Annotated in this window: 26 protein-coding genes and 2 pseudogenes; 17 read left to right on the forward strand and 11 right to left on the reverse strand. The window is 38.8% G+C overall.

Annotated elements, in window-relative coordinates:
* Positions 1–74 precede the first annotated feature (74 nt).
* The 7 genes and pseudogenes from JOOMADRAFT_RS00085 to JOOMADRAFT_RS00115 all read left to right on the forward strand — a co-directional run bounded on the left by JOOMADRAFT_RS00085 (position 75) and on the right by JOOMADRAFT_RS00115 (position 5509).
* Positions 75–524, forward strand: a complete 450-nt coding sequence (locus tag JOOMADRAFT_RS00085; RefSeq protein WP_008610539.1) for a JAB domain-containing protein — start codon at positions 75–77, stop codon at positions 522–524.
* A 10-nt stretch (positions 525–534) separates the two neighbouring features.
* Entirely contained in the window at positions 535–732 is a 198-nt protein-coding gene (locus JOOMADRAFT_RS00090) for a hypothetical protein (protein WP_040879834.1), read from the forward strand.
* Between the two features lie 432 nt (positions 733–1164).
* Positions 1165–1545, forward strand: a pseudogene (locus tag JOOMADRAFT_RS00095) (BfmA/BtgA family mobilization protein).
* 11 nt (positions 1546–1556) lie between these two features.
* Entirely contained in the window at positions 1557–2588 is a 1032-nt protein-coding gene (gene mobB, locus JOOMADRAFT_RS00100; RefSeq protein ID WP_008610541.1) for a MobB family relaxase, read from the forward strand.
* A 10-nt stretch (positions 2589–2598) separates the two neighbouring features.
* Positions 2599–4158, forward strand: coding sequence for a type IV secretory system conjugative DNA transfer family protein (locus JOOMADRAFT_RS00105; protein ID WP_008610542.1), 1560 nt, complete (start codon positions 2599–2601; stop codon positions 4156–4158).
* 143 nt (positions 4159–4301) lie between these two features.
* Positions 4302–4613: a transposase gene (locus tag JOOMADRAFT_RS00110; protein ID WP_008610543.1), complete on the forward strand. Its 312-nt coding sequence runs from the start codon at positions 4302–4304 to the stop codon at positions 4611–4613.
* Positions 4613–5509, forward strand: coding sequence for an IS3 family transposase (locus tag JOOMADRAFT_RS00115; protein ID WP_157136639.1), 897 nt, complete (start codon positions 4613–4615; stop codon positions 5507–5509). The genes JOOMADRAFT_RS00110 and JOOMADRAFT_RS00115 overlap by 1 nt, the downstream gene beginning before the upstream one ends.
* 42 nt (positions 5510–5551) lie before the next feature.
* Here the strand turns inward: JOOMADRAFT_RS00115 and JOOMADRAFT_RS20690 are convergent, their stop codons facing one another.
* The 5 genes and pseudogenes from JOOMADRAFT_RS20690 to JOOMADRAFT_RS20790 all read right to left on the reverse strand — a co-directional run.
* Positions 5552–5695 (reverse strand): DoxX family membrane protein, encoded by a 144-nt coding sequence (locus JOOMADRAFT_RS20690; RefSeq protein WP_394358997.1) that lies wholly within the window; start codon positions 5693–5695, stop codon positions 5552–5554.
* Positions 5696–5825: 130 nt separating this feature from the next.
* Positions 5826–6161, reverse strand: coding sequence for a nuclear transport factor 2 family protein (locus JOOMADRAFT_RS00120; protein ID WP_008610545.1), 336 nt, complete (start codon positions 6159–6161; stop codon positions 5826–5828).
* A gap of 146 nt (positions 6162–6307) precedes the next feature.
* Positions 6308–7117: a PhzF family phenazine biosynthesis protein gene (locus JOOMADRAFT_RS00125; RefSeq protein ID WP_008610546.1), complete on the reverse strand. Its 810-nt coding sequence runs from the start codon at positions 7115–7117 to the stop codon at positions 6308–6310.
* Between the two features lie 7 nt (positions 7118–7124).
* Positions 7125–7592 carry a RidA family protein gene (locus JOOMADRAFT_RS00130; RefSeq protein ID WP_008610548.1) on the reverse strand — a complete coding sequence of 156 codons (468 nt, stop codon included), beginning with the start codon at positions 7590–7592 and terminating at the stop codon, positions 7125–7127.
* Between the two features lie 32 nt (positions 7593–7624).
* A pseudogene (locus JOOMADRAFT_RS20790) lies at positions 7625–7849 on the reverse strand (IS30 family transposase); the annotation flags it as partial.
* 236 nt (positions 7850–8085) lie between these two features.
* On the opposite strand from JOOMADRAFT_RS20790, the gene JOOMADRAFT_RS00135 reads away from it, so the two are divergent.
* From JOOMADRAFT_RS00135 to JOOMADRAFT_RS00165, 7 genes are all read left to right on the forward strand, one after another.
* On the forward strand, positions 8086–8535 hold the full coding sequence (locus JOOMADRAFT_RS00135) for an FKBP-type peptidyl-prolyl cis-trans isomerase (protein ID WP_008610552.1): 450 nt from the start codon (positions 8086–8088) through the stop codon (positions 8533–8535).
* Positions 8536–8705: 170 nt separating this feature from the next.
* Positions 8706–9128 carry a DoxX family protein gene (locus JOOMADRAFT_RS00140; RefSeq protein ID WP_008610554.1) on the forward strand — a complete coding sequence of 141 codons (423 nt, stop codon included), beginning with the start codon at positions 8706–8708 and terminating at the stop codon, positions 9126–9128.
* Positions 9129–9132: 4 nt separating this feature from the next.
* A complete protein-coding gene (locus JOOMADRAFT_RS00145) occupies positions 9133–9636 on the forward strand; it encodes a glutathione peroxidase (protein WP_008610556.1) in 504 nt (167 codons plus the stop codon).
* Positions 9633–10145: a MarR family winged helix-turn-helix transcriptional regulator gene (locus JOOMADRAFT_RS00150; protein WP_008610558.1), complete on the forward strand. Its 513-nt coding sequence runs from the start codon at positions 9633–9635 to the stop codon at positions 10143–10145. Before JOOMADRAFT_RS00145 ends, JOOMADRAFT_RS00150 begins: the two co-directional genes overlap by 4 nt.
* A 38-nt stretch (positions 10146–10183) precedes the next feature.
* Positions 10184–10588 carry an Ohr family peroxiredoxin gene (locus tag JOOMADRAFT_RS00155; protein WP_157136640.1) on the forward strand — a complete coding sequence of 135 codons (405 nt, stop codon included), beginning with the start codon at positions 10184–10186 and terminating at the stop codon, positions 10586–10588.
* Between the two features lie 69 nt (positions 10589–10657).
* On the forward strand, positions 10658–11407 hold the full coding sequence (locus JOOMADRAFT_RS00160) for an SDR family NAD(P)-dependent oxidoreductase (protein ID WP_008610561.1): 750 nt from the start codon (positions 10658–10660) through the stop codon (positions 11405–11407).
* Positions 11408–11745: 338 nt separating this feature from the next.
* Complete coding sequence (locus JOOMADRAFT_RS00165; RefSeq protein ID WP_008610562.1) at positions 11746–12900, forward strand: mechanosensitive ion channel family protein; 1155 nt, start codon at positions 11746–11748, stop codon at positions 12898–12900.
* A 221-nt stretch (positions 12901–13121) separates the two neighbouring features.
* Here the strand turns inward: JOOMADRAFT_RS00165 and JOOMADRAFT_RS00170 are convergent, their stop codons facing one another.
* The 6 genes from JOOMADRAFT_RS00170 to JOOMADRAFT_RS00195 form a co-directional block, all read right to left on the reverse strand.
* The gene (locus JOOMADRAFT_RS00170; protein WP_008610563.1) at positions 13122–13967 is read right to left on the reverse strand and encodes a phospholipase A; all 846 of its coding nucleotides are present in this window, start codon (positions 13965–13967) and stop codon (positions 13122–13124) included.
* A 145-nt stretch (positions 13968–14112) separates the two neighbouring features.
* Entirely contained in the window at positions 14113–15195 is a 1083-nt protein-coding gene (locus JOOMADRAFT_RS00175) for an adenylate/guanylate cyclase domain-containing protein (protein WP_008610565.1), read from the reverse strand.
* Between the two features lie 65 nt (positions 15196–15260).
* Complete coding sequence (locus JOOMADRAFT_RS00180; protein WP_245547631.1) at positions 15261–16565, reverse strand: TolC family protein; 1305 nt, start codon at positions 16563–16565, stop codon at positions 15261–15263.
* Positions 16566–16572: 7 nt separating this feature from the next.
* Positions 16573–19698 (reverse strand): efflux RND transporter permease subunit, encoded by a 3126-nt coding sequence (locus JOOMADRAFT_RS00185; protein WP_008610569.1) that lies wholly within the window; start codon positions 19696–19698, stop codon positions 16573–16575.
* Positions 19699–19708: 10 nt separating this feature from the next.
* Positions 19709–20767, reverse strand: a complete 1059-nt coding sequence (locus JOOMADRAFT_RS00190) for an efflux RND transporter periplasmic adaptor subunit (RefSeq protein WP_008610571.1) — start codon at positions 20765–20767, stop codon at positions 19709–19711.
* A gap of 31 nt (positions 20768–20798) precedes the next feature.
* Positions 20799–21389, reverse strand: coding sequence for a TetR/AcrR family transcriptional regulator (locus JOOMADRAFT_RS00195; RefSeq protein ID WP_008610572.1), 591 nt, complete (start codon positions 21387–21389; stop codon positions 20799–20801).
* A 220-nt stretch (positions 21390–21609) separates the two neighbouring features.
* Between JOOMADRAFT_RS00195 and JOOMADRAFT_RS00200 the strand changes: the two genes are divergently transcribed.
* Genes JOOMADRAFT_RS00200 through JOOMADRAFT_RS00210 form a run of 3 tightly spaced genes read left to right on the forward strand, consistent with a single transcriptional unit; the run spans position 21610 to position 23769 of the window.
* Entirely contained in the window at positions 21610–22419 is an 810-nt protein-coding gene (locus tag JOOMADRAFT_RS00200) for a hypothetical protein (protein ID WP_008610574.1), read from the forward strand.
* Between the two features lie 47 nt (positions 22420–22466).
* Complete coding sequence (locus JOOMADRAFT_RS00205) at positions 22467–22826, forward strand: RidA family protein (RefSeq protein ID WP_008610576.1); 360 nt, start codon at positions 22467–22469, stop codon at positions 22824–22826.
* 7 nt (positions 22827–22833) lie between these two features.
* Positions 22834–23769: an NADP-dependent oxidoreductase gene (locus JOOMADRAFT_RS00210; RefSeq protein ID WP_008610577.1), complete on the forward strand. Its 936-nt coding sequence runs from the start codon at positions 22834–22836 to the stop codon at positions 23767–23769.
* Positions 23770–23771: the final 2 nt, after the last annotated feature.

Here is a 23771-nt window from a genome sequence, read left to right on the forward strand (position 1 = left end):
CTTTAAAATTTAAGAGGGCGTTCCCGTGGAAAGTAGCGCCCTCTTTTAATTATTAACCAATTAATAAGTTAACAATGAAAAGCAAAGTTAATGAAATAGCTATAAGTTACAGCGGAAGCACAAAGGCAAATTTGCTTCCCAAAGTAACCTGTTCCCAAAGTGCTGCCGATATAGCCTACAGCCAATGGAACAAAGAAACAATTGAACTGCACGAAACCTTTAAAATAATGTTGCTCAATAATGCCAATAAGGTAAAAGGAATTTATGAGGTTTCAAATGGAGGTATCACAGGTACTTTAGTGGATGTCCGCATTCTATTTGCCGTACTTTTAAAGAGCTTGACAACCGCAGTAATTTTACTTCATAACCACCCGAGCGGTACCTTAAGACCTAGTGAAGCGGACAAGAGCCTGACCCAAAAGATTAAAAAGGCTGGCGACTTACTTGATATTAAAGTTCTAGACCATTTGATAATTTCTCCCGATGGCGACTATTACAGTTTTGCAGATAATGGAATCCTTTAAATTGAAAGCTATGATTTATCTAAATTTTACCGACTTGAGCGAAGAGACTCAAAACCGACTTATGGAAAATTCCAAGAAGGATGTGGAACGAAAATTTGGGGAGGACATCCGCAAATACGTAAGGAAAAATCACGCTTGTTTTGAAACGATGATAGCCGAAGAAGCATTACGCAATTTGTATTCCTATACGTTTGTATTCAACATCTGAATTTCTAAACTTCATAGTCAAGCACCTCTAAATTTTTGGAGGTGTTTTTTTGTTGCATCGATTTCAATTCAATAAAAATCACTATCTTTATTTCGCTGAAATTCAGCATTCAATTTCACGTAGGGTTATCCATTTTTTGACTTTCGCCGATAACCGTACCCATCGAAAAAATAACATATCGGAAAAATTATTTTCCTTGAAATGGCAATTGGCTTTTTAGCCAGATTGTACGGAATTTTGTCCCGCTGCGCGAGACGAAAAGGAGTAGCAAGAGGGTAACACGCGATGCGATGTTTAGTACTCCTTTTTATTTACAAATCACTGATATTCAGTAATTTGAAAAAATATAAAATTCCCGACCTTCTACAATTTGCGACAAATGCCCTGTGAACGCCCATTTTTAGGGAAGGATTTGCGACAAATCGGCGAATTATGGACTCATTTATCGGCCTCAGGTTCAAAAAGGAAACGGCAAAACGTTTTCAGGAATTTTCAAGGACACACTTCAAATCACACACTGAAGCATTGGAAACAATGCTCGACTTTTTCTTCTACAATGAGATTTCCCCAAAGGAAAAATTGGGACCGACAGGTAGGACAATCGAAGCTTCACTAAAGAAACGTATCAATGCGGTCATCGCGATAATGAGGGATATGGAAAAGACACAGACCAAACCCACGGTCGCAATGATATAATCCCTTTTTCAGACGAACGAACCTTCAAAAAAACCTTTGATTTTGGAAAAGAAAGCGGTCGAAGAAAAACCTAAAGTAAGATTTCAGGAAAAGCAAAACCATAATAACGAACTCTAAATTTTTGAGCTATGTATATCACAATTACACCTCAAAAACTGGGAGGAAATTATTCACAAAGTTCAGGCGATTTTGTCGGTTATCTGGAGAAAGAAAACCAGGGTTTGGAACAGGAAGAAATGGAACACTTTTTCAACCAGTATGGAGATAAAATTTCCGCTGAAGAAGTTGTGAAGGATATCGATGGCAACGGTGCCAAACTCAAAAAGACCGAACCGAAATTCTATTCCATTACGGTCAGCCCTTCCAAATACGAACTGAACCGGTTACAGAACAGCAGTGAGGATCTAAAAAGATACACCCGTGAACTGATGAAGGATTATGTGGCATCCTTTAACCGTGAAATCAACGGAAGACCCATTACCATCGATGATATAAAATATTATGCGAAAATAGAACACCAACGCACTTTTAAGGGAACGGATTGGCAAATCAAGGAAAACCAGCCTTATGCAACGAAAATCCTTCAGCTTAAAACTGAAATCAGGAATATTGAAGAAGGGCGGGCTGAAGGCAATAGCAAATTATTGCAGCAGAAAATTGACCGACTGGAAAAGGAAGCCCCGCACCAACAGGACGGGAAGCGAATTGTCCAGGGAATGCCCAAGGCAGGAAACCAAAGTCATATCCATATCATCGTAAGCCGAAAGGATGCCTCCAACACTTTTAGTCTTTCTCCGGGAAGCAAGCATAAGGCATCGGAAGTGGAGATGCACGGTAAGAATGTTAAACGGGGCTTTGACCGTGACCAATTTTTTGAACGTGCGGAAAAGACCTTTGACAAGACTTTTGGCTATCAAAGAAACTTCGCCGAGACCTACAAAGCTCGGAAGGATTTTATCAAAAACCCTAAAACCTATTTTGCGTCGTTGTTGAAATTGCCCACCAATGAAAAGACGATTGCCTTTAAAATGATGAAGGAAAGTGGTGTTCCAATGCTACCAAGCATTCCTGTGACACAGGCGCAATTGGCACTGAAGGTATTCAACCGACTACGCCGTGGCGTGGAAGTGGCCATCAAATCAAGTTCCATAGGAATCTAATTCGAGTATGATGTATATAGACAACCTTTTTACCGCTCTTTTAACCATTGGTCTGGCCAGTGCCATATTTTATGGATTGTATCAGGTGTCCAAATATGCATTTCTTGCAAACAGCCTTTTGTTGTTTGCCCTGACCTATTTTTTACAACCTTGGAACGCTTTGATTTTAGTTTTGTTGAATGTAGTCTGTCCGCTTTTGTTGATCAATACGGTATTGTATGTTTTCTTTCATAAAAAGGAGGTGCCAAAAAATGGCGATGACCGATATCAAATCAATTTTGCCACTACCAATGGAAACTTCAAACTGGACAATATCAAACGTGGCGCATCCATCATAGGCTCTGCGGGAAGCGGAAAGACTGAAAGTGTAGTGTATGGATTCCTGAAACATTTCCGGAAGGAAGGATTTTGTGGTATCATCCACGATTACAAAGATTTTGAGCTTACGGAAATGGCGTATCCACTTTTTAAGGATGGGGATATACCTTTTAAGATTATTTCCTTTGATAAAATCATCCATCGGGTCAATCCTATTGCAACAAGGTATTTGGAGAACGAGGAAAGCGTCAACGAGGTTTCCAGGGTACTGATCGAGAACCTTTTGGAGCAACGGGAATCCGGAACTTCGGGAACAACTAAATTTTTCAATGATGCTGCAGAAGGTTTGATAGGGGGATTGATCTGGAAACTGAAAACAAGCTATCCTAAATTCTGCACACTTCCCCATTTGATTGCCATTTATCAATATCTGGACACCGATAGCCTGATACAGTTTTTGGAAACCAACACGACTTCAAGGGCAATGGCAGATGCTTTTATTAGCGGCAAGGATTCGGAACGACAAACCGCCGGGGTAAAAAGCACCTTGGCCAATGCACTGAAACGCCTCAGTACCCAACGGATTTTTATGGCGTTGTCGGCAGATGAAGTACCAATCAATATCAATAGTGAAGAAAATCCTGCGGTAATTTCAATCGTGAACAATCCAAAATTTGAAACATCCTATTCGCCAGTGATTGCTACCATCATCCATACCATTACCAAGCAAATGAGCGTGCGCGGTCAAAGACCGTCTTTTTTATTGATGGAAGAAGCACCTACCATCCGGTTACTGAATATGCACCGCATTCCTGCGACACTGAGGAGCTACGGTATTTCTACAATCTATGTGATGCAGGACAAGATCCAGAACGATATGATGTACGGCGATAAGGCGAGCAAGGCGATATTGAGCAATCTTTCCTATCAGTTTTTTGGAAAGGTCAATGACCCCGATACGGCCAAATACTGTGAGCGTTTTTTTGAAATTATAAAGGACCCAACAAAGAGCGTTAGCCGTGGGCATAATCTGGATTTTGATACACGGGTAACCACAGGGGAAAAGGAAATTCCAAAAATCAGGGCGGATGTTTTCTTTCGACTGAAACAGAGGGAGTTTATTACGTATGCAGATGGAACGGATAAAAAAGTGCAGTTTAAATTAGCCAATATTCAAAGGCGGTTACCAGAGGATTCAAAGCAGTTTTCTCAAGCTGAGTTAAAGCTGGTGATGAATCCTTATCATTATTAGCAATGCAAAATGGAGATTTTAAGGTGTATCAATTATATACAAATTCAGAAGCTAAAATTAAGTCTTACGGAATGACTATTGGTTACTTTAGCCCCCAATAATATCGGAGTGATATTTTAGATTTCAATCAATACCTTTGAAATATGAAATACAAGAGATGGAGTTTATCGCAGAAGTTGGAAATACTAGCATCTTCGGAAGAGATTGGAGTTGTTGAAACCTGTAGAAAGTATAGTGTTAGTACAGGGACCTTTTATAATTGGAAAAAGAAGTTTGATCATAAAGGAGAGGCAGGTCTAAAAATAAACTATGACCTGAAAAGCAAAGAGCTCAAGCAAGTAGAAGAAGAGAACAGAGTTCTTCGTAAACTACTGGGAAACAAAGAAATTGAACTAGAAGTACAACGGGAACTCTTAAAAAAAAAGTTTGGGACATCCGATCCAAGAAAGATCTAGTGGATTTTATCTTTAAGAAGCACCGGTGCAGCAAAACTAAGATCATTAAAATGGTTGGGATGGTCTCCAGTAGTTATTATAGAAAACCCAGTCCGGGCAGAAAGGGAAATAAGCCTTCTAAATTAACCTATAACAAGCACCAAGGTTGGGTCGAACAATCAACTGTATTAAATGCAGTTAAAAAGCTTCTGAGCCATGAATTCATTGATTGTGGATATAGGCTTATGACCTCCTATTTAAAGAGAGAGGGCTACCTGATCAATCATAAGAAACTATATAGGATTATGAAAACCGCTGGCTTGCTAAAATTGGAGAACCGGATCAACAGGAGTGGTGCTGGCCGTAAATTTGTAAAATTCCGAAAAGTGAAAACCTCAAGACCTCTTGAATGTCTGGAAATGGATATCAAGATGGTCTGGATCCCAAGTGTGGGTAAAAATGCCTATTTGCTCTCGGTAATTGATGTACATACCCGTAGGATACTGAAAGATCATTTTTCTTTTTCTATTAAACAGGCTCAGGTAATAACCCTTCTCTGCGAGTTATTTGAGAATTATGAGTATCCTGAAAGTGTGGTTATCAGAAGTGATAACGGGAGCCAGTTCATAGCCAGCAATGTTCGCGAATACTTAGGACTCATTGGGGTTGATCAAGAATTTACCCATGTGGCCACACCAGAAGAAAATGCACATATCGAGGCCTATCACGGTATACTTAAAAAGGAAGTGTTTACTAGGTTTGATTACAGAACATTCGGTCAGATTGAGCAGATCTTAAAAAGATATGTTACATTTTACAACAAGGATAGGCTTCACGGGCTATTAGGAAGAATCACACCAATGGAAAAATGGGAACAGGACCGACACCTGATTTTAATAAAAAAACAAACCGCTTAATTAATCTTTGAAATCTAGAATAATACCCTTGTTTTATAGGGGCTAAAACACAAATACCCCATAGGAAAAAAATGAAGGCAAACCTTTTGATTCGAGTAAATTTGAAATATTTAAAATTCCGTTACTTAACTTATCCACGCCATGAAAAAGCATTAATGCACCAGTTGTAAGTCTAACTATTAAAATTCCTAAATCTTAATTTTTCATTTTATTTTTTTTCAAATTTAATATCAATAGACTGAACATGATTTGTTGAAAAGACCAATGTTCTTTGCTGAAAAGACCAGATATATAATACTTTTTATTGGTAAGGGTTTTATAGCAAGTCTGCTTTTGCTGATGCTATTTTTCCGTCTTTGAAAATAAAGTCAAATATTCCGCCTGTTTGTCCACCTGGAAATTCTCCTGTAAACTCAACTTCAAGATGTGCTTCGTTGTTTGAAATGATGTCTAGCTTAACAAGTCGTGTTTGGGTCTTATAGCCAATGAAATAACTTTCAAAATACTTTTTAATTCCCGAATGTCCCTTAAAAACCTGTCCAACTGATGGGTCGTCAAGAATGGCATTTCTATGCCATTTTTCTAAATAGGCTTGTATGTCGTAAGCGTTGCTTTTGTCAAGCCAATCGTTTATAAATTTATTAATGTCCATTTGCTAGTTTTTTATTCACAAATATCGAAATAAAGAACTTGGTTTTATTTGTTAAAAAATCCAATGATTATTTGTTGAGAGGCTCATTTTTTTTAATATTTATAGGGGTGGTCACCTTACCGCTAACGGTTGTTTTATTCTTTTCATTAATTCAGGTTCATTAGTCCCGTTGTAAATATTACTGAATTACTTCTAATAATTACTGAATTTTCCATTAATTCCACTTCCATACTTCCTGTTCGTTTTGAACATTGAAATGCATTCATTTTACCCTTCTTTAGCTTGTCTGACCAATATTTTGCTAAAAAGCTCTGAACTCCACCAGTAACCGGGTCTTCATCTGCTCCAGACCAAGGAAAGAAATAGCGGTATTCATAGTCGAAGTTTTCACGTTCAGATTTTGCAGTTACAAGTACTCCGCTGATTGTGGTTTCAATATTTCGTAATATTGAAAAGTCGGGCTTTAGGTTTTCAAGTTCCTTGCTACTTTCCAACTCCAACATCAGCATATTGTGAAAAGAATTGTATCTGGAATTTAGAACCTCATTTATTCCCAAGGCTTTTCTTATTTCATCATTAAATTCAGTCGTTTCTGTTTGATGTAAAGGAAATTTCATTTCAATTTTTCCATTGGTTTGGCTTATTTGCAATGTATCTCCGAAATGGGTTTGGAAAATGATTTGGGATAGTTCTTTAAATTCCGTGAAAATTGCTTTTGAAGAAGCCAAAGTAGCGTGTCCGCATAATGGAATTTCTTTTACTGGCGAAAAATAACGTATCAAAAATGAATCTGTATTTTGTTTTATAACAAAAGCTGTTTCCGAAAACCCAAATTCCTTGGCGATATTGAGCATTGTGATTTCATCAAGTTCATTTTCAATTAAACAGACTGCCGCTTGATTTCCCTTGAAAAGCTCTGTTGTAAATGCGTCAATAATGTATGTCTTTATGCTCATTTATTGATTAATCTTCAATTTCAACAATTACTTCAACTTCTACTGCAAAATTTAAGGGCAATGCGTGCATACTTACTGCACTTCTTGCGTGTCTTCCTTTTTCGCCAAATACGGAAAACATTAAATCGCTATATCCATTAATGACCTTTGCTTGGTCAACAAAATCACTTGTGCAATGTACCATTCCAAAAGCCTTCACAATTCGTTTTACTTTGCTCAAGTCACCTAATTCGTCTTTTAATACTGCAATATGGTCGATTGCAACTAAACGAGCAGCTTCATTTCCTTGTTCAACAGTCAAGTCTTTTCCAACTTTTCCTGTTACATAGGTTTTGTCTTCTTTAATCGGTCCTTTGCCTGACAGGAATAATAAATTTCCTGTTTGTACGCAGTTTACATAGCTTGCAATGGGTTGTGAAACTTCGTTTAAAGTAATTGAAAGGTCTTTTAAATTTTGTTCAGGGGTTTTATCCATTTTATGTTGCTTCTGTTCTTAATTTGCCAGGTTCAAGTTATAAGTGCGACTGGCCAAGTAGATTTTAGTTTTTCTATTGTACTAATGTAGCCAAACTTTCTAACTCTTCTATTATTTATTAATTTTTCTATTTCTTTAAACCGTTTAGAACTCACTAAATTAAAGTCGGTCTTTTTAGGTAAAAACCTTCTTATTAAGCCTATTCTGTTCTCTACTGTTCCCTAATCCTGTGATGTGTACGGTCTTGTAAAGTATGTTCATCGTTTTAATTGAACTGTGTTGGCTGCATCGCGAATTTTCTTCCTCGAAATAATATAAGTGATGCTGCCCCAGCAGAAAACAAGAATGAAATGCCCAATGCTGTGCCCAATTGATTCACTTAATAAAAATAAAACACTGATTAATCCCTATTTACTAAAATTTTACACTTTTTTTACAATTGAAAAAAGATCTATCTAGCAAAATGACATAATTTTGAAAAGAAAACCATTCAATGAACCTATCGTGTCAAAAGAAAATCTTTTTGAATGGCCTATTGAATATTTTTCTTTACGTCTTAATAGTGCTGACCTTAAACAATTGCAAATCTCATGAAGAAAGCACTTATATACAAACATCTTCAGGTCTACAATATCGCATTCTCAAAAAAGGAACTGGAGAAAAAGCCGTAAAAGGACAAGAAGTACTTGTTCATGAAACTATGTCTTACCGTAACGACTCGCTTTTGTTCGATTCACGCACGCTACCGAACCCTGTCCGAATAAAGATTGGAGCAAGTCAAGCAATTGATGGTGTTGATGAAGCCCTGATAGGCATGAAAATAGGAGAAATAAAAAAGCTTATTATCCCTCCTAAATTGAGCAAAAGAAGTGGTGAACACAAATTTCCTCATCCAGATTCTATATTAGTCTATAAGGTAGAACTCATTGATATCTTAAAATAATAAAAGGAGAGCACGACGGTTCTCCTTTTATTATCAATACTTCAATTTTTTGTTTTAAAATTGCCATGTCCTCACTAACTTTTTTCAACACTTTTGCGTTTTTTTTGTTGTATTAAAATTTTTATTATTACATTTGAATCGCACACGATTTAATCGATAAAGATGTAAATATGGAGACAAACATATTTCAAAAAATAGCAAGAATTGTATTAGGAGTTGCAATGGCCTTTGCTGGGGTTGCCCACCTTACCTTCCAAAGGGCGGAATTTCAGGCCCAGGTTCCTAGATGGCTTCCTGATAACGCAGCATTTATGGATTTAGTGGTCATATCTTCCGGTGTTGTGGAGATTTTGTTGGGATTGGCTTTGGTTTTTTTAGTGAAACATAAAGTTAAGGTAGGTGTCGCATTGGCCATTTTTTATGTATTGATCTTTCCAGGAAATATTTCCCAATATACCAATGGAATCAATGCGTTTGGTCTGGATACCGACCAAAAAAGATTGATCCGTCTTTTCTTTCAACCGGTATTGATTCTTTGGGCCTTATGGTCCACAGGTGCCCTAAAATATTTAATCAGCCGATCAAAAAATTAAGATTATGGGGCCGACAACGTCATTTTATGATTTTGAAGCAGTCCGTTTGAATGGCGAAAGGCTCAGCTTGGACCGATACAAAGGAAAAGCGGTCATTGTGGTGAATACCGCGAGCAAATGTGGACTTACCCCTCAATACGAAGGGCTGGAAAGCTTGTACCAAAAATATAAGGACGAGGGTTTGGTCATCCTCGGTTTTCCATGTAATCAATTTGGGAATCAGGAAAAGGGGAACTCTGAAGAAATCAAGCAATTTTGTCAAGTGAATTACGGGGTTAGTTTTCCGATGTTCGAAAAAATCGAAGTGAACGGCAAAAATGCCCATCCGCTCTTTAAATTTCTAAAAAAAAGCCTTCCAGAAAGTAGTCTATTGGGCAGCAGTAGTAGTAAAATAGAATGGAACTTTACCAAATTCCTTATCGACAAAAACGGAAATCCCACAAATAGATATGCCCCGAGAATCCTACAGGAAAAAATGGAAAAAGACATTAAAAAAACTATAGTATGACCAAGCAGAATGTGCCCGAACTCTATTTGGACAATCAAGTTTGCTTTCCGCTTTATGCGGCATCCCGGCTGATCACAAAAATTTATGCTCCTTATTTGAATGAGTTGGGAATTACCTATCCACAATATTTGGTGATGCTTACCCTTTGGCAATACGGCGAACAAAGTGTGAAAACAATTGGCGAACGGTTATACTTGGAATCCAACACTTTGACCCCCCTGCTAAAACGGTTGGAACAAAAAAAGCTGATTATGCGGGCTCGCTCAAAGATCGATGAACGTACGGTCCTGGTTTCCCTGACCAATAAAGGAAGGGAAATGAAGGAAAAAGCAAAGGAAATACCCGGAAGGATAGTGGAATCTTTTGACGATAAAACAATCACTGAAGAAGAAATAAGCATTTTTCAAAAAACCTTGTTCAAGCTACTAGTGGTACTAAATAATAAAAGGAATGGTAACAACTTACTCGATAATCTAGATTTAAATGCTCCGGGGCTTGCCCCGAGGTAGTTTACTAATTGATAAAAATTTAAAAAATGATTAAAAAAATGTATACGACCAGTGCCACGGCCGCTGGAGGAAGAGAAGGACACGTAAAATCCGTAAACGGTGAATTGGATGTTGACGTAAGGGGACCAGGAACCCCTGGCAACTATCTTAATCCAGAGATTATGTTTGCGGGAGGGTATTCCGCTTGCTTTGACAATGCCATAATTGGCACCTTACGAATGAATAAAATCAAAGATGTTTCTCACGAAACCACGGTAGAGGTTACACTTGGAGAAATAGAAAAGCAACAATATGGATTCGAGATTACCATAAGTGTCGCTTTTAAAGGGCTGGATATGGAAAAAGCCAATGAGATTATCAATCAAGCCCACCAGATGTGCCCCTATTCCAACGCCATCAAAAGCAACGTAAAAGTTGACCTTAAGGTAGAAGAACTTGCATAGCACAAATGTTTTATCATAGCTTTTTACCCTTTTATAAACATCAATAATTAACATATAAGAAATAAAACAATGAAAAGATTGGAAAATAAAGTCGCAATTATAACAGGCGCAGCAAGTGGTATGGGCGCAGCCGAAGCAAAATTGTTTGCCGAAGCGGGTGCTAAAGTAGTCGGAACAGATGTTCAAAAGGAAAAACTAAAAACCTTTTTTGACGAACTGGAAAAAGAGGGTCACGATGTAATGTGCTTGGTCCACGATGTTTCATCAGAGGAGGATTGGAAAACTGTTGTAGATGCTACAATAAAACAATATGGTAAAGTGAATATCTTGGTGAATAATGCCGGAATTCAAATATCGGAAGATTCGTTTTTGGAATCCAAGTTATCGGACTTTAAAAAAACAGTGGATGTTAATTTAACAGGCCAATTTTTGGGTATGAAAACAGTTGTACCAAAAATGAAAGAAATAGGAGGTGGCTCCATTATAAATATATCATCAATTGCCGGTATTGTCGCAATACCAGGATCCAATCCTGGTTATGCCTCTTCTAAAGGAGGGTCTAGGTTAATTACCAAGACGGCAGCCATTGAATTTGCCAAAGACAACATCCGCATCAACTCTGTGCACCCAGGGGTTATCAAAACACCAATGATAGATGGTCTTGATGAACTTTTAGAGGCAGTGAGTGCTGCCATTCCGATGGGTAGGACCGCTGAACCTGAAGAAGTGGGGAAGGCAGTCTTGTTTTTGGCCAGTGATGATGCCTCGTACATAACAGGAACAGAAATTATTGTAGATGGGGGTTACACTGCCCAATAACGCTCTTTTATAGGGTTCTACTAAAGTAGCCTAACTAGGTAAATTACGAGTGGTGTAATTTTTGGATTGGCTACTGTTTGCCCGATTCTTGTCTTGCTGTTTTTAGCCTCCTAAGACTCTCCATGCACCTATGGCACTACGATAGTTGCCGATGGGGGGCTTATGGCACGCACCAGCCAGCCCGATATAGCCAGTATATTTATGGAAGCCGGAAATTAATTGATTCATTCATAGAGAATACGATCAGAGTTTTTGCGATATTCGGGTACAATTACCACAAATAACAAACCATGACATTTTCAAAAACTTAGGGATCTTAAAACGATTAAAAATCAAGAATGGAAAAATTCTGGACTACGTATCAATATGATATTATTTGGGCAGCCATCGTATTGGCTACGGTAGCTACTTTATGGTTTCTCACCAATGTTTTTATACGTTTTGTACAGCGTCGGATCATTAAAAAGCTGTATAATGTCAAGGACCGTTCCGTACTGCTTATCCGTCGTATTTTGCGGGCGTTATGGATCGTGCTTGGATTGATTGCGCTTAGCTATATTTTTATTGATAAGGACGCTTACCAAGAAGCGACCAACAACTTCAAGCTCATATTATATTTGGGGATCGTGGCCGTTGCAACTATTGTCACGGCAAGTACGGCCAACGAATGGTTTAGCCGAAGCATACGACAGCGTAAGAATGCGGAAATAGATTTTACGAGTTATAAATTCCTAAGATATCTGGCTGTTGTTGGCATCTATTTTGTAGGGGTCATTTTGGCCCTATCGGCCTTCCCGTCTATGCGGGGCATAGCCGCCACGGCCCTTGGGGGTGCAGGTGTTTTTGCGGTAGTCTTAGGGGTAGCCTCCCAGGAAGCACTGTCCAATCTAGTGGGTGGCCTTTTCATCGTGGCCTTCAAGCCTTTTAAGATAGGCGATATCATTAAGGTAACCGATACCATGGTGGGCAGCGTAACGGATATTACCTTGCGACATACCATCATCCGCAATTATGAGAACAAGATGATCGTTATCCCGAACGCGATCATCAATAAAGAAAAACTTATCAATTACGATCTGGGGGAACGTTTTTGCTGCCAATGGATCGAAATGGACATCTCGTACGGAAGTGATATCGATCTGGCAAAGCACATTATGCGGGAGGAATGTGAGTCGCACCCTCTAATTTTGGACAACCGAAGCGAGCTCGAAATGCATAATGAAAAACCAAAGGTGGTCACAAGGGTCATTGGCCTAGAGGAATCTTCGGTCAGGATACGTTGCTGGGCCTGGGCCCGTAATTTTGAGGAAGCATTCTCTATGAAATGCGACCTGTACGAGAGCATCAAGAAGCGATTTGACAAAGAGGGGGTCGAGATTCCCTTTCCCTACAGAACACTTGTTTTTAAGGAGGAGCAATTGGAAAATCTATCGAAGAATATTTCCGTAAGATTGGATAATAATAAGAGTACGGATAAAGAAACAAACCGCTAATTTTCCCTCAAACCTTTCCAAAGAAATGAATAGGGTTGGTGTAGTGGAAAGGTCAGGTTTACTTTTTTACATTCAAAGTTGGACCGTGATAATGCCTATTGGAAACCGGAAATAAAAAATTGAGAAAAAAAGGTTGCCGAAGCCATTGGATTATGTAAATTGAAAAAGGTTAAGCGGTTTCACTGGAAAAGCTAAGGTATAACACGTTATTCAGGGATGAACTACCTAAAAAAAGAAAATTCGTTTGTTTTGATCACATAGCCAATACGGATCATGCTTTGTGATTCTTTATAATTGAGAAGTCCCTCTGCCTGCCCCAGGTACCATTCCAGCATAAAGTATTGGTTGGAACGGTTTTTTTTGAAAGGATTAAAGTATATGCGAGGTCTGAAGGTGCCATTTGCTTCAAAGTTAAGCCCTTTTCTAACCATTAGGGTAAAATATAGCTTGTCCGGTTTCAATTCATGTTCTATGTTTATTTCCCCCAAGCCGGTATACTCCAGAATATCGCTATTACCCTCTTTATATTGAAAAGGTACCCAGAACTCAAAATTTGCCGTGGTATGCTTAAAAATCCTCGTAACATAGGAAAAAGTAATCCGGTTCCAACTTCTGGAGGAAATACTGTCCCGTCCGTTCGATTCGTGATCAAAGGCGGCAACTGCCAACCCTTTTAACTCTTCATTCTTATTAAAGATGGGTTTGCCCAATGAAAGGGAAGGATTAAAATTAATGTCCCTAAAAGGAAATGAATCCTCATAAATGTTCCAAAAAGCCTTTTGTGTATAGGTGAGGAACAAGTATGTATCCCAAGGTAGTTTGTCCCTAGTGATGATCTGTTTAAAACTTACTTGGTATTTGGCATCGGCACTGCTCCCGTTTATTTCTCTGTTTGTGGGAATCCCGGTCACAAAGTAGTTGTCCTTATGAATAGAGAAATAGGGAAGCTTTTGAACAGAATCCCTAAATTGTTCCCTAGTTATAGTTTGTGCCATGGATGTGTATTGGGTAAACAGGGCAAAGCAAATTAAAAGCAAAACTGTGAAATTAATCGATTTTATTTTCATTTTAAAATAACTGTTTGAATATTAGAAAACTGTATACGGGGTTGTAGGTAGTAACGAGCACCACTTTTAATTTTATGGTTGATGCTTTTAGATATCTTTTCTTTCTTTAACGATTCGAATAAAAGGATGGTCGTCTTAACAACTCTCAGCCCTCAACGGCAAATACTTCAATCGGGTGCTCTCTTCCTTCCAATAGTTGTGGTCCTAATGGAGTAACTTTAAATTTCCGGGCTATTTCCTTGTTTTGATTGACCTGCCCGGAGATGAGTATTTTTCTATTGAAAATTTTGCAGAGCCCTTGTATTCTGGAACAAACATTCATGGTGTCACCGTGAAAGGCAATTTCCCTTTTTAGGTCCCCAATTTCAATGGCCGTAACTTTCCCCTCGTGCACCCCGGCACGAAAAAACGGTACCGTTGCATAGATAGAGGTATAATGCTCTTCCCTTTTTTCAAGTCTTTTATGCACGGCAAACAGAAATCTAATAGCATCCAATGTATCGAAATGTTCCAATTTCCATGTCAAGACGATCTGATCACCAACGTACTGATAGATATGTGCCTTGAACTTTTTGGCTATCTGGTTGACATCCATGATGCTTTCCTGGATAAAACTACTATACTTGAGATGCCCCAGTTCTTGGGCCAAATGGGTAGAACCTTTGAGATCCAGAAATATAAAAACCCTGTTTTCTTCCCGGGGGAACCGGTATTTGCCAAGAATCAAAGGCATGGTAAACCCGGGACTGTTTTTACTGACCATTTCATTTATAAAGCTCACAATAAAAATCATAAACAAGGTATAGGTGAGGATAATGATATCAAAATTCCTTGTATTTGAAGGTGTGGCCGGATATCCGCTTATAAATAAGTAACTATAGCTATTCAATACATTTTTAATGATAATCACAATAAGCCATAGGGCAACAAAATAAAAAGTGGTCCTGACCAAACTATCAAAGACCAGGGACCTGCTTTTAAATGGCAATATTTTCAGTAATCCTTCCACTAAAGAAAGAACGGTCCCCGTCAACAACCCAAAGCCCATAAAAAAGAGAAAAAGGCTCCAAAATTTTATGTCGCGGGTTATGCCCAATGGTGTGTGCACCATTTGTGCCGTATAGTAAAGGATGATCAACAGCACGCCATAGGCTATTAACCAAAAGACTACCTGCCTGAAAAACAACCTCAAAAGTGGATATTGGTAAATAAGGCTTAGTATGGACATTTTTTAATATAGTTAATATATGTTTGATATAAAAGATGGGACAACCATTAACTCCTTGCTAATTTTTATAAATTATCCGTAACAAACAAATAATTGGATTCTGCAATCTTATAATTGGCATAGGCATTGGCGTATTCGGTTTCTGCCGATTCTTCTTGTTGCTGCGCGTCTAACAGATCAGTAAGGTTGTTCAGTCCGCTGTTGTAATTATCCCGTTGTACCTTTAGGTTCTCATTGGCGTACTCCAGATTATCCTTAGCATAATTAATCTGCTTATAAGCATCCATCAGGTCGTACCAGGACTTCATAATGCCTATTTTAAGCTCGTCTTTGCGATCTTCGAAATTATTCTGTACAATTTTTTCCTGCAGTGCTTTTTGCTTCACTTTATGGCGACCGGCTCCCCACCAATCGGAGATGGGAATGCTTACCATCCCAAAGGCCACTGGCATAAACTGACTGTCAATTGCATCGTTGAACGTCCCGAAATAACCTGCGTTTACTCCAACAGAAACCTGTGGTAATAAGTCGGCTTTTGTGATTTCCGTCTGTAGTAGCGATGCGGTAATCGATTTTTCAAGCAGCTTGTAATTATTGTTATTTTGAAAATCGAGATCGGGGTTAGGATATTTAAGTTGGGGAGGGGTGACTTGTTTTAAGGTATCTGTGACTACAGTAGTCGTATCGTAAATTTTCCCTACATACAGCCCAAGATCAAGTAATGCCAGTTTGCGCTGATTGCCGAGTTTGCTTTGCTGTAAAAGTACCCGGCTGCGGTTGGTCCGTACCCGTAGCAATTGATTTTTAGCGATAAGTCCGGCTGAAAGCAAATCCTGTTGTTGCTTCAGTAATTCGTCCAGGTAGATTTTACTGGCCCGAATGGCTTTGAGTTGTTCTTGTACCTGTACCAGTTGCCAATACTTTTGTTCGGTATTTAAAATTACCGAATCTGTTGCCTGTTCGGCCTGTATGGTTCGGGTTTCTGCCTGAAGACTTGCCAAAGTACTTGAATTTCTTATTTTCCCACCGGCATAAATAACTTCGGTCGCTGTAGCACCGGCCTGATAAAAATTATCGATGCCTTCTGATAACACATCTGGTATGGGGGGTATAATGTCTTTAAACCCATACAGACCGATTCCCGTTGCACTAATCTGGGGAAAATAATTGGCAATAGCTTCCTGTTTGGCGGCTTCAGCCTGTTCTATTCTTATTTTTCCGTTTTTGATATCGTTGCTGTACGATAATGCGGCTTCCTTAACTTCTTCTAAATTCAGTTTTTCTTGTGCAAGTAAACTTCCGCAGCACAAAAAACTCAGCAGACACCAAATGACAAGGGGTGTACTGTTCTTTATGAATATCTTTTTCATACTAATTCTAGGCGTTTGCATTATTTTCTTGTGTTTCTTCTTTTTCCTCTTCGTCTTTTTGGTTCCTAAAGAACAACCAGTATAATACCGGTAAAACATATAGGGTAAGTACCATAGACATCATTAAACCAAAGGCGATAACGGTTCCTAATGGTCCCCATAAACTTGATCTACTAATAATCATCGGGGTAACTCCAACGGCTGCTGCAGAGGAGGTAAGGAAAATAGGACGCATTCTTCGTTTGGCGGCGTGTGCGGCAGCTTCGTATACCGAATGGTCGTGATGGATTCTTAATTCATTGGCAAAATCGATTAAAATAATACCGTTTCTTACCACGATACCACAAAGTGCCAATAGCCCCAAGAAGGAAGTAAACCCAAAAGGATATTGCATTAACATTAATCCTAAGGCTGCACCGAATATACTAAGGGGCATGGTGATGAAACTTAATACGGCTTGTTTAAATTTCCTGAAATGCCAAAGCAGGATTAAGAAAATAATAAGGACACTTATAGAAAGGGAAATTCCCATAGGGACTAAGTTTTCCTGTGTCATTTCGTGTTCACCTCCATAGCCCAAGGTGATGCTATCGGGGAGGTTCATCTCTTCGATTTTAGGACGAAGCTTGCCTAATACCACATTGGCCACGGCTCCTTTTTCAATATCTACACGTACGGTTAAGCAGCGCATTCCGTTACGCCTTACAATTTGTTCTTGTTCCCAACCCGGGCTTATTTTGGCTACCTGCCGTAGCGGTACTGTTTTACCGGTTGTAGGCGAAATAATGGATAATTCCCTTAGGCTGGAAACCGATTGATCTTGGTGATCTTCAGCCTTTACTTTTACGTTAATCGCATAATCGCCATCCCAAACCTGTGTGGCATTTAATCCTTCCATATTCATTGCTATGGTGTTGGCGATATTTTCACGGGTGAGCCCTATGCGTGATGCTTCGGCTTCATTAACATTAATGGCAACGGTTTGCTGCATTTCCCCATAATTGGTTCTGGACCAAATGGTTTCTGGGGTTTCCCTTGCCAGGTCAATGATTTTATTTCCGTAGCTTTTCAAGGTGTCAATATTATCACCAAAAAGGCGCACTTCTACTTGTGCGGGTTTGGCAATCATATTCAGCTGTTTCATCCTCAAATACGCATTGGTGAACATTTCAGCGTATTTTTTATCATATTCTTTCAGTACTTCTTCTGTAGCATCGTCTGAGGTAGTGGTGACCAAAATTTGGGCATAGTTCTTAGCGGGAAGGTTAGGCGCATACACCATATGGAAACGCGGTGAACTTTCGCCTATAAAACTGGTATAGTCGTGAATACGCTCGTCTTTTTCTAAAACCTTCTCAAACTCTTTTACTACTTTTTCGGTTTCCTCGAGACTGCTGTTTTTAGAAAGATAAACTTCTACTGCAAACTGGTTCCTTTCAATTACCGGAAACAATTCCTGCGATAGGTTAGAGAACAGGAATATTCCCACCACTATGGATAAAATACCAATACCTACCGTAATTTTATAGTGTTTCATTGCGCTTTCCACACTCTTATCGAAAAAGTGCTGAATCCTTTCTAGCATCGATTTTTTCTTCTTTTTGTCATCTTCCTTTCTGTTATGATGCAATCCTTTTTTAATGAATATGGTATTGAAGAAAGGCACCAATAATACAGAAATGGCAAGTGAAAGGAATAATGCAAGCATTATGGTATAGGGGAAAGTACTTAAAAAGTCTTTTGCGGTTCCCGTCATAAAGAATACTAAAGGCAGGAAGGTGGCCGATATGGCAAGGGTTGCCGTAAATACCGATGGGAAAAGTTCTTTGGCACTGTTAAAGGCTGCTTTCCAAACCGATTGTCCTTCATCTAGTTTCTCTACGTGGTTGTCTATCACCACAATGGGGTCATCTACCACAATTCCCAGCACGATGATTAGGGCGGCTAAGGTTACGGTATTCAGCTCCATTCCCAACATAAACATTAACGCAAGGGTAGCGAGAATAGTAATAGGAATGGTGGCTGCGGCAACTGAAGCTACACGAAAGGGTAGGAGCAGTAGCGTTACAATAATTACCCCCATTAGGGCAAAGCCAAATTCTTTAAGGAAGTGGCTTATAGAGTGATGAACTACTTCGGGCTGATTTGCAATTTTTCTTAACTGAATATCCTGCGGAAGTTGCTCTTGAAGTTTATCGAGCTTTTCATCAATTCGGTCTCCAAATTGTACAATATTGTTACCGGAAGCCATCTCAAGCGTAATGATCATCGCTTTGGTCCCGTTGGCGGTAATAAAGGAGTCTGGATCTTCGTATTCCCTTTTTACTTCGGCAATATCTTTTATACGGATCACACGACCGTCCCGATCGGTGCTTACAATGTGGTTGGAAATATCGGTCACATTTTTAAGGAACACCTCCATATTTATAGGACGATCAAAAGTAGGCGACTCTAGCGTACCATTGGGCCTTATGGTTCCCTGCGATTGCAGGCTTTGCATTAAAGCGCCCGGACTAATGCCGTATTGTGCCAGTTTATTTTGATCTACGTAAACCGCAATTTGCTCGGTAAGTCCACCAGAGTGGCTAATCTTTGCCATCCCTTTCACCTGACGAAGTTGATCTTCTATTTCTTCTACGTGTTTTTGCAGGTCTTTGTAAGGTCTGGTTTCAGATTCTACGGCCAGGATCATCGCAGCGGTACTTCCAAAATCACTGTTTACTATAATTCCCTTAACACCGGGGGGAACACTACGCTGTTGAAAGATTAATAAGTCATTTTTAAGTTTGTTCCAAAATTGTTCGGTTTCATTGTGGCCCACACGGTTGGCTACTTCCACATAGATATACATTTCGCCATCTCGCGTGTAGGAGTAGGTTTTTTCTTTATCTACTTCATTATAGCCGAACAGGAATTTTTCGACTTTAGCAGTAAGTTGTTCTTCTACTTCTTGTGAATTGGCACCGGGATAAAATCCCATTACCAATCCTTGTCTAATGGTAAATTCAGGAAATTCGTTACGGGGCATATTGAAAAGCCCTAACAAGCCAATCACTACAAAAACTGAAGCTAATGCCAGTGGAAAAGCTTTGTTTTTCATTGCCCATTCTATCATCGAACCTTGTTTTTTCATAAATAAGGGCTTATTGTTTGTTTATAATTGTAAGAGGGGTATCCTGAGTTAGTTTATGGTAGCCTGATGTTATAAGCTGATCTCCCTTCTGTAAACCTTCAGTGATCGCGATGCCATTATTGTATAGTTTTCCGGTTTTTACAATGCGCCGCTCTGCTTTGTTTTGATTATTAACCACATAGACAAAATTTTCGTTCTTTTCGGTTACCGATACGGTTTCTACCGGAACGACGAAGGTGTTAGAAGTTTCTTCCGAAGCATTTTCTTTTTCAGGAAGTGTAACCGTACAGGCCATACCGGGCTTAATTTTTTTATCGTCATTATTAATGGTGATTTTTGCAGTATAGCTTGGGGTGTTGCTGTCTGATTGTACGGATATTTCGGTAATTTCACCTTCATATTCGGTATCTAGGACTTCTATTTTTACAATGGCTTTATCTCCGGTCTGATATTGGTTTACCTGATTGTCTGGAATTGGAATGATAGCTTTAAGCTTATCGATATCAAAAAAATCGACGATGGGCTGCCCGGGTGAAGCTAAATCTCCGGTTTCCATCATTTTTTCACCAATATAACCGGTAAATGGAGCGATGATACGGGTAAATTTTACATTTTGGTAGCTGGCTTGTGCAGATGCTTCTGCCTGCTTGTAATTAGAGCGTGCTTCTACCATTTTCACTTCAGCAATACTACCTTTGTTATAAACTTCTTCTACACGGTTGTAATTGTCTTTTGCCATTTCAGCTTGCGCTCTTCTTGCCTCATATTGTTTTTGATAGGCTGTGCCGTCTATTTTTGCAATTAGGCTTCCTTTTTGTACAAAATCGCCCATACTTACCGGAAATTTTTCAATGGTCCCGGATACCTGAAAACTTAGTTTTACGCTTTTATCGGCGGCAATCCTACCGGTGGCAGAAAAATGCCCCCCACTACTTTCTGAAGAAGTGTTGCCTACCATTAAGGTTCTAACCTCGATGGGTTGAATTTCCCTTTCTTTTTCTTCTTTTTTACAACTTTGGAGTGTTAACGTTGCCAAATAAAACAAAAGGATGAAATGAAACTTGCGCATATGTTATAATTTTAATTTGTGAGGATTTTAGTTATTGATCGTATTTTAAACCTTTAATAAGAATATTGACAAGCCATTTTAGTCTGACGGTCATATTCTCTATGGTTCCGTAAAGGAGCATTTCCTTTTCTAAACTATTGTATGCGGTGACCATTGTCATCGCTAAAAATTGAATGTTTCCCTTACTAATAGGGGCGATCTCTTTTTTATTCAATGCCCAGGTGATGATGTTTTCAAAAATTTCGGTTTCTACATGCCTTAACTTCATGAACAGATGATGGGCAAAGTTTAAATTTTGTTTAATGTCTTCTGTTAAATAGGTATACTCCTTTTTCTTTTTGATCAAGGTAGAGAGTTTTACCTCATTATAAGAGATAAGGTTTTTTTCAATGCTCTGGTCAGGGGCGATCACTGCTTTTGCTGGTTCGATAATGGAAAGGTATTCCATTTCGGCCATCTGCTCAAAAACCTCTTGCTTGTTACTAAAATAATAGTATAGGGTACTTCTCCCCTTATTGGCCGCCTTGGCAATATCATCCATGGTCACTTTATCGAATCCGAGTTCTTTAAATACCGCCACAGAAGAATTAATAATGTGCTTTTTAACTAAATCATCTTTCATTGAACAAATATATTAAAAATGTTTAATTTTAGACAAAAAAAGTATTTATATCGAAATAAAGATCAAAAGTATAATTATGATCAAAAGTATTTTCCGCTTAGCTTTTTTAGATTAAAGTTCAAATAAGCAATGGAATAAATTAAAAATACTAAGAGGAAATCGCAGTCAATTTTAATTTGTGTAAAAATTTACGTAAATTTGCACATAAATAATTTTAGCTATGAAAACAATATTGTATTTGACCGATCTTTATTTCAATGCAAATGGAAGAAATTACTATGAAGAAGATCTGTTTATTACCTCTAAACTAAGGGAACATTTCAATATCCTGATTGGCAATCCCCAACAGGCGATTGCATTGCTAGACAAGGCAGACCTGGTCGTCTTTAGGAATACCGGAGCAGTAATCGGGTACCAGGAATATTTTGACCGTTTTGTAGATACAGTGAAAAAGGAAAACACCAACATATTCAATTCCTTTGACGGGAAGGCCGATATTAAGGGAAAACAATATTTACTGGATTTAATGGAAACCGAATATCCCGTTATCCCTACTGTAGAGGATATTTCAAACATTGATGCCCTTGGTAATCCCGAGAAGTATATTGTGAAGATAAAGAATGGGGCCGATTCCATAGGAATGGAGATTTTGACCATGAAAGAACTGTTAAAAGCAAAGCCCGATGGAAAACTGATTCAACCATTTTTGGATTTTGAATATGAGGTTTCCTTCTATTATCTAGATGACAAATTTCAATATGCATTGTACGCACCTCAAAAGGACAAGCGCTGGGATCTTCAGGAATACGATGCTACCCCTGGAGATTTGGAGTTTGCTAAACAATTTATACAGTGGAATGACATCAAAACGGGAATTACCAGAGTGGATGCCTGTAGAATGAGAGATGGTTCCCTTCTTTTGGTCGAATTGGAAGACCTAAACCCATTCCTTTCCATTGAACTGCTTCCGGCAGAAAAGCGTGATGTATTTATGGAGAACTGGATAACGGTATTGAAAAAACTCGCCTAAGCCTTTGGTTACCAGAATTAGTTCAGAACTTTTAAAATCTTGAAAAAATGAAAAACAAAGCACCTTTAAGTCCATCGTTACGAATAGAAAATACGGTTTATATTTCAGGACAGGTTGGTATCAATTCGCAAACTTCAAAATTGTCCAATGATAGCTATGAAAATGAGGTAAAACAAATGATGGAAAACATAAAAATACAACTGAATAATAATGATGGAGGTTTTGATAATTTGGTAAGTGTTATTGCCTATTTAAAAAGTATGAAGGACTACGAAGCCTTCAATACCATCTACAGCACCTATTTTAAGGATAAATTTCCGACAAGGACGTGCATAGCCGTATTGGATCTTCCACTTGGAGCTTCTGTAGAAATTTCAGGAATAGCACACATTCCTCAACGTAAATAAAAATATTATGAGAGCAATCATATTATCGAAAAACGGAAACCTCAATCAGCTTACATATACCGAACTTTCATTGCCAAGCCTAAACGAAGGCGAAGTGCTTGTTCAGACCAAAGCTATTGGCATCAATCCTATAGATTTAAAAACAAAAAACAGCAAGGGAATCTATTCGAAGCTACAGGGTGAAAACCCACTTATTTTAGGTTGGGAACTTTCGGGGGTGGTCACCCAGTCTCGTTCAGAAAAGTTTGCCGAAGGTGAGGAGGTATTTGGACTTATAAACTTTCCCGGACACGGACGAACCTATGCCGAATATGTAGCTTGTCCTGCTACTGATTTAGCAAAAAAACCTTCAAACTGTTCGCATTTTGAAGCTGCCGGAACAAGCTTGGCTGCTTTAACTGCGTATCAATCGTTGGTTCATCTCGGAGGATTAAAATCCGAGCAAAAAATCCTGATCCACGCTGCTTCCGGAGGTGTGGGGCATTTTGCCGTTCAGATTGCAAAACATCTTGGTGCTTATGTCGCAGGGACTTCCTCTGAAAAGAATAAAGAATTCGTTTTGGGCCTAGGTGCCGATAAGCATCTCGATTATAAAACTGATGAGTTGGAAAAAGAGCACAAAGACTATGATATTGTCCTGGATACCATTGGTGGAAATACCATTGACCGATCCATTCCATTACTAAAAAAGGGAGGCATTCTTATTTCCATTCCCTCGGGCAAGAATGACGCAGTCGAGGAAAAAGCAGACCAAAACGGAATTAAAGGATTGAAATTCACGGTGCAATCCGATGAAAATGATATGAATGTAATTGCAAGTTTTTTGCAACAAGAGATTCTAAAACCCCATATTTCAAAAATAGTTGAATTTGATGCTATGGAGGATGCCCACGCTCAAATAGCGAGCGGTCATACCGTTGGTAAAGTCATTGTTAGGCTATAAAA

The organism is Galbibacter orientalis DSM 19592 (assembly GCF_000260115.1).
Classification (GTDB): Bacteria; Bacteroidota; Bacteroidia; order Flavobacteriales; family Flavobacteriaceae; genus Galbibacter; species Galbibacter orientalis.

Excerpts from the sequence above, each read along its gene's own strand:
- JOOMADRAFT_RS00085 (WP_008610539.1), top strand. The coding sequence starts at position 75 with ATGAAAAGCAAAGTTAATGAAATAGCTATAAGTTACAGCGGAAGCACA.
- JOOMADRAFT_RS00090 (WP_040879834.1), top strand. The coding sequence starts at position 535 with ATGATTTATCTAAATTTTACCGACTTGAGCGAAGAGACTCAAAACCGA.
- mobB (WP_008610541.1), top strand. The coding sequence starts at position 1,557 with ATGTATATCACAATTACACCTCAAAAACTGGGAGGAAATTATTCACAA.
- JOOMADRAFT_RS00105 (WP_008610542.1), top strand. The coding sequence starts at position 2,599 with ATGTATATAGACAACCTTTTTACCGCTCTTTTAACCATTGGTCTGGCC.
- JOOMADRAFT_RS00110 (WP_008610543.1), top strand. The coding sequence starts at position 4,302 with ATGAAATACAAGAGATGGAGTTTATCGCAGAAGTTGGAAATACTAGCA.
- JOOMADRAFT_RS00120 (WP_008610545.1), bottom strand. The coding sequence starts at position 6,161 with ATGGACATTAATAAATTTATAAACGATTGGCTTGACAAAAGCAACGCT.
- JOOMADRAFT_RS00125 (WP_008610546.1), bottom strand. The coding sequence starts at position 7,117 with ATGAGCATAAAGACATACATTATTGACGCATTTACAACAGAGCTTTTC.
- JOOMADRAFT_RS00130 (WP_008610548.1), bottom strand. The coding sequence starts at position 7,592 with ATGGATAAAACCCCTGAACAAAATTTAAAAGACCTTTCAATTACTTTA.
- JOOMADRAFT_RS00135 (WP_008610552.1), top strand. The coding sequence starts at position 8,086 with ATGAACCTATCGTGTCAAAAGAAAATCTTTTTGAATGGCCTATTGAAT.
- JOOMADRAFT_RS00140 (WP_008610554.1), top strand. The coding sequence starts at position 8,706 with ATGGAGACAAACATATTTCAAAAAATAGCAAGAATTGTATTAGGAGTT.
- JOOMADRAFT_RS00145 (WP_008610556.1), top strand. The coding sequence starts at position 9,133 with ATGGGGCCGACAACGTCATTTTATGATTTTGAAGCAGTCCGTTTGAAT.
- JOOMADRAFT_RS00150 (WP_008610558.1), top strand. The coding sequence starts at position 9,633 with ATGACCAAGCAGAATGTGCCCGAACTCTATTTGGACAATCAAGTTTGC.
- JOOMADRAFT_RS00155 (WP_157136640.1), top strand. The coding sequence starts at position 10,184 with ATGTATACGACCAGTGCCACGGCCGCTGGAGGAAGAGAAGGACACGTA.
- JOOMADRAFT_RS00160 (WP_008610561.1), top strand. The coding sequence starts at position 10,658 with ATGAAAAGATTGGAAAATAAAGTCGCAATTATAACAGGCGCAGCAAGT.
- JOOMADRAFT_RS00165 (WP_008610562.1), top strand. The coding sequence starts at position 11,746 with ATGGAAAAATTCTGGACTACGTATCAATATGATATTATTTGGGCAGCC.
- JOOMADRAFT_RS00170 (WP_008610563.1), bottom strand. The coding sequence starts at position 13,967 with ATGAAAATAAAATCGATTAATTTCACAGTTTTGCTTTTAATTTGCTTT.
- JOOMADRAFT_RS00175 (WP_008610565.1), bottom strand. The coding sequence starts at position 15,195 with ATGTCCATACTAAGCCTTATTTACCAATATCCACTTTTGAGGTTGTTT.
- JOOMADRAFT_RS00180 (WP_245547631.1), bottom strand. The coding sequence starts at position 16,565 with ATGAAAAAGATATTCATAAAGAACAGTACACCCCTTGTCATTTGGTGT.
- JOOMADRAFT_RS00185 (WP_008610569.1), bottom strand. The coding sequence starts at position 19,698 with ATGAAAAAACAAGGTTCGATGATAGAATGGGCAATGAAAAACAAAGCT.
- JOOMADRAFT_RS00190 (WP_008610571.1), bottom strand. The coding sequence starts at position 20,767 with ATGCGCAAGTTTCATTTCATCCTTTTGTTTTATTTGGCAACGTTAACA.
- JOOMADRAFT_RS00195 (WP_008610572.1), bottom strand. The coding sequence starts at position 21,389 with ATGAAAGATGATTTAGTTAAAAAGCACATTATTAATTCTTCTGTGGCG.
- JOOMADRAFT_RS00200 (WP_008610574.1), top strand. The coding sequence starts at position 21,610 with ATGAAAACAATATTGTATTTGACCGATCTTTATTTCAATGCAAATGGA.
- JOOMADRAFT_RS00205 (WP_008610576.1), top strand. The coding sequence starts at position 22,467 with ATGAAAAACAAAGCACCTTTAAGTCCATCGTTACGAATAGAAAATACG.
- JOOMADRAFT_RS00210 (WP_008610577.1), top strand. The coding sequence starts at position 22,834 with ATGAGAGCAATCATATTATCGAAAAACGGAAACCTCAATCAGCTTACA.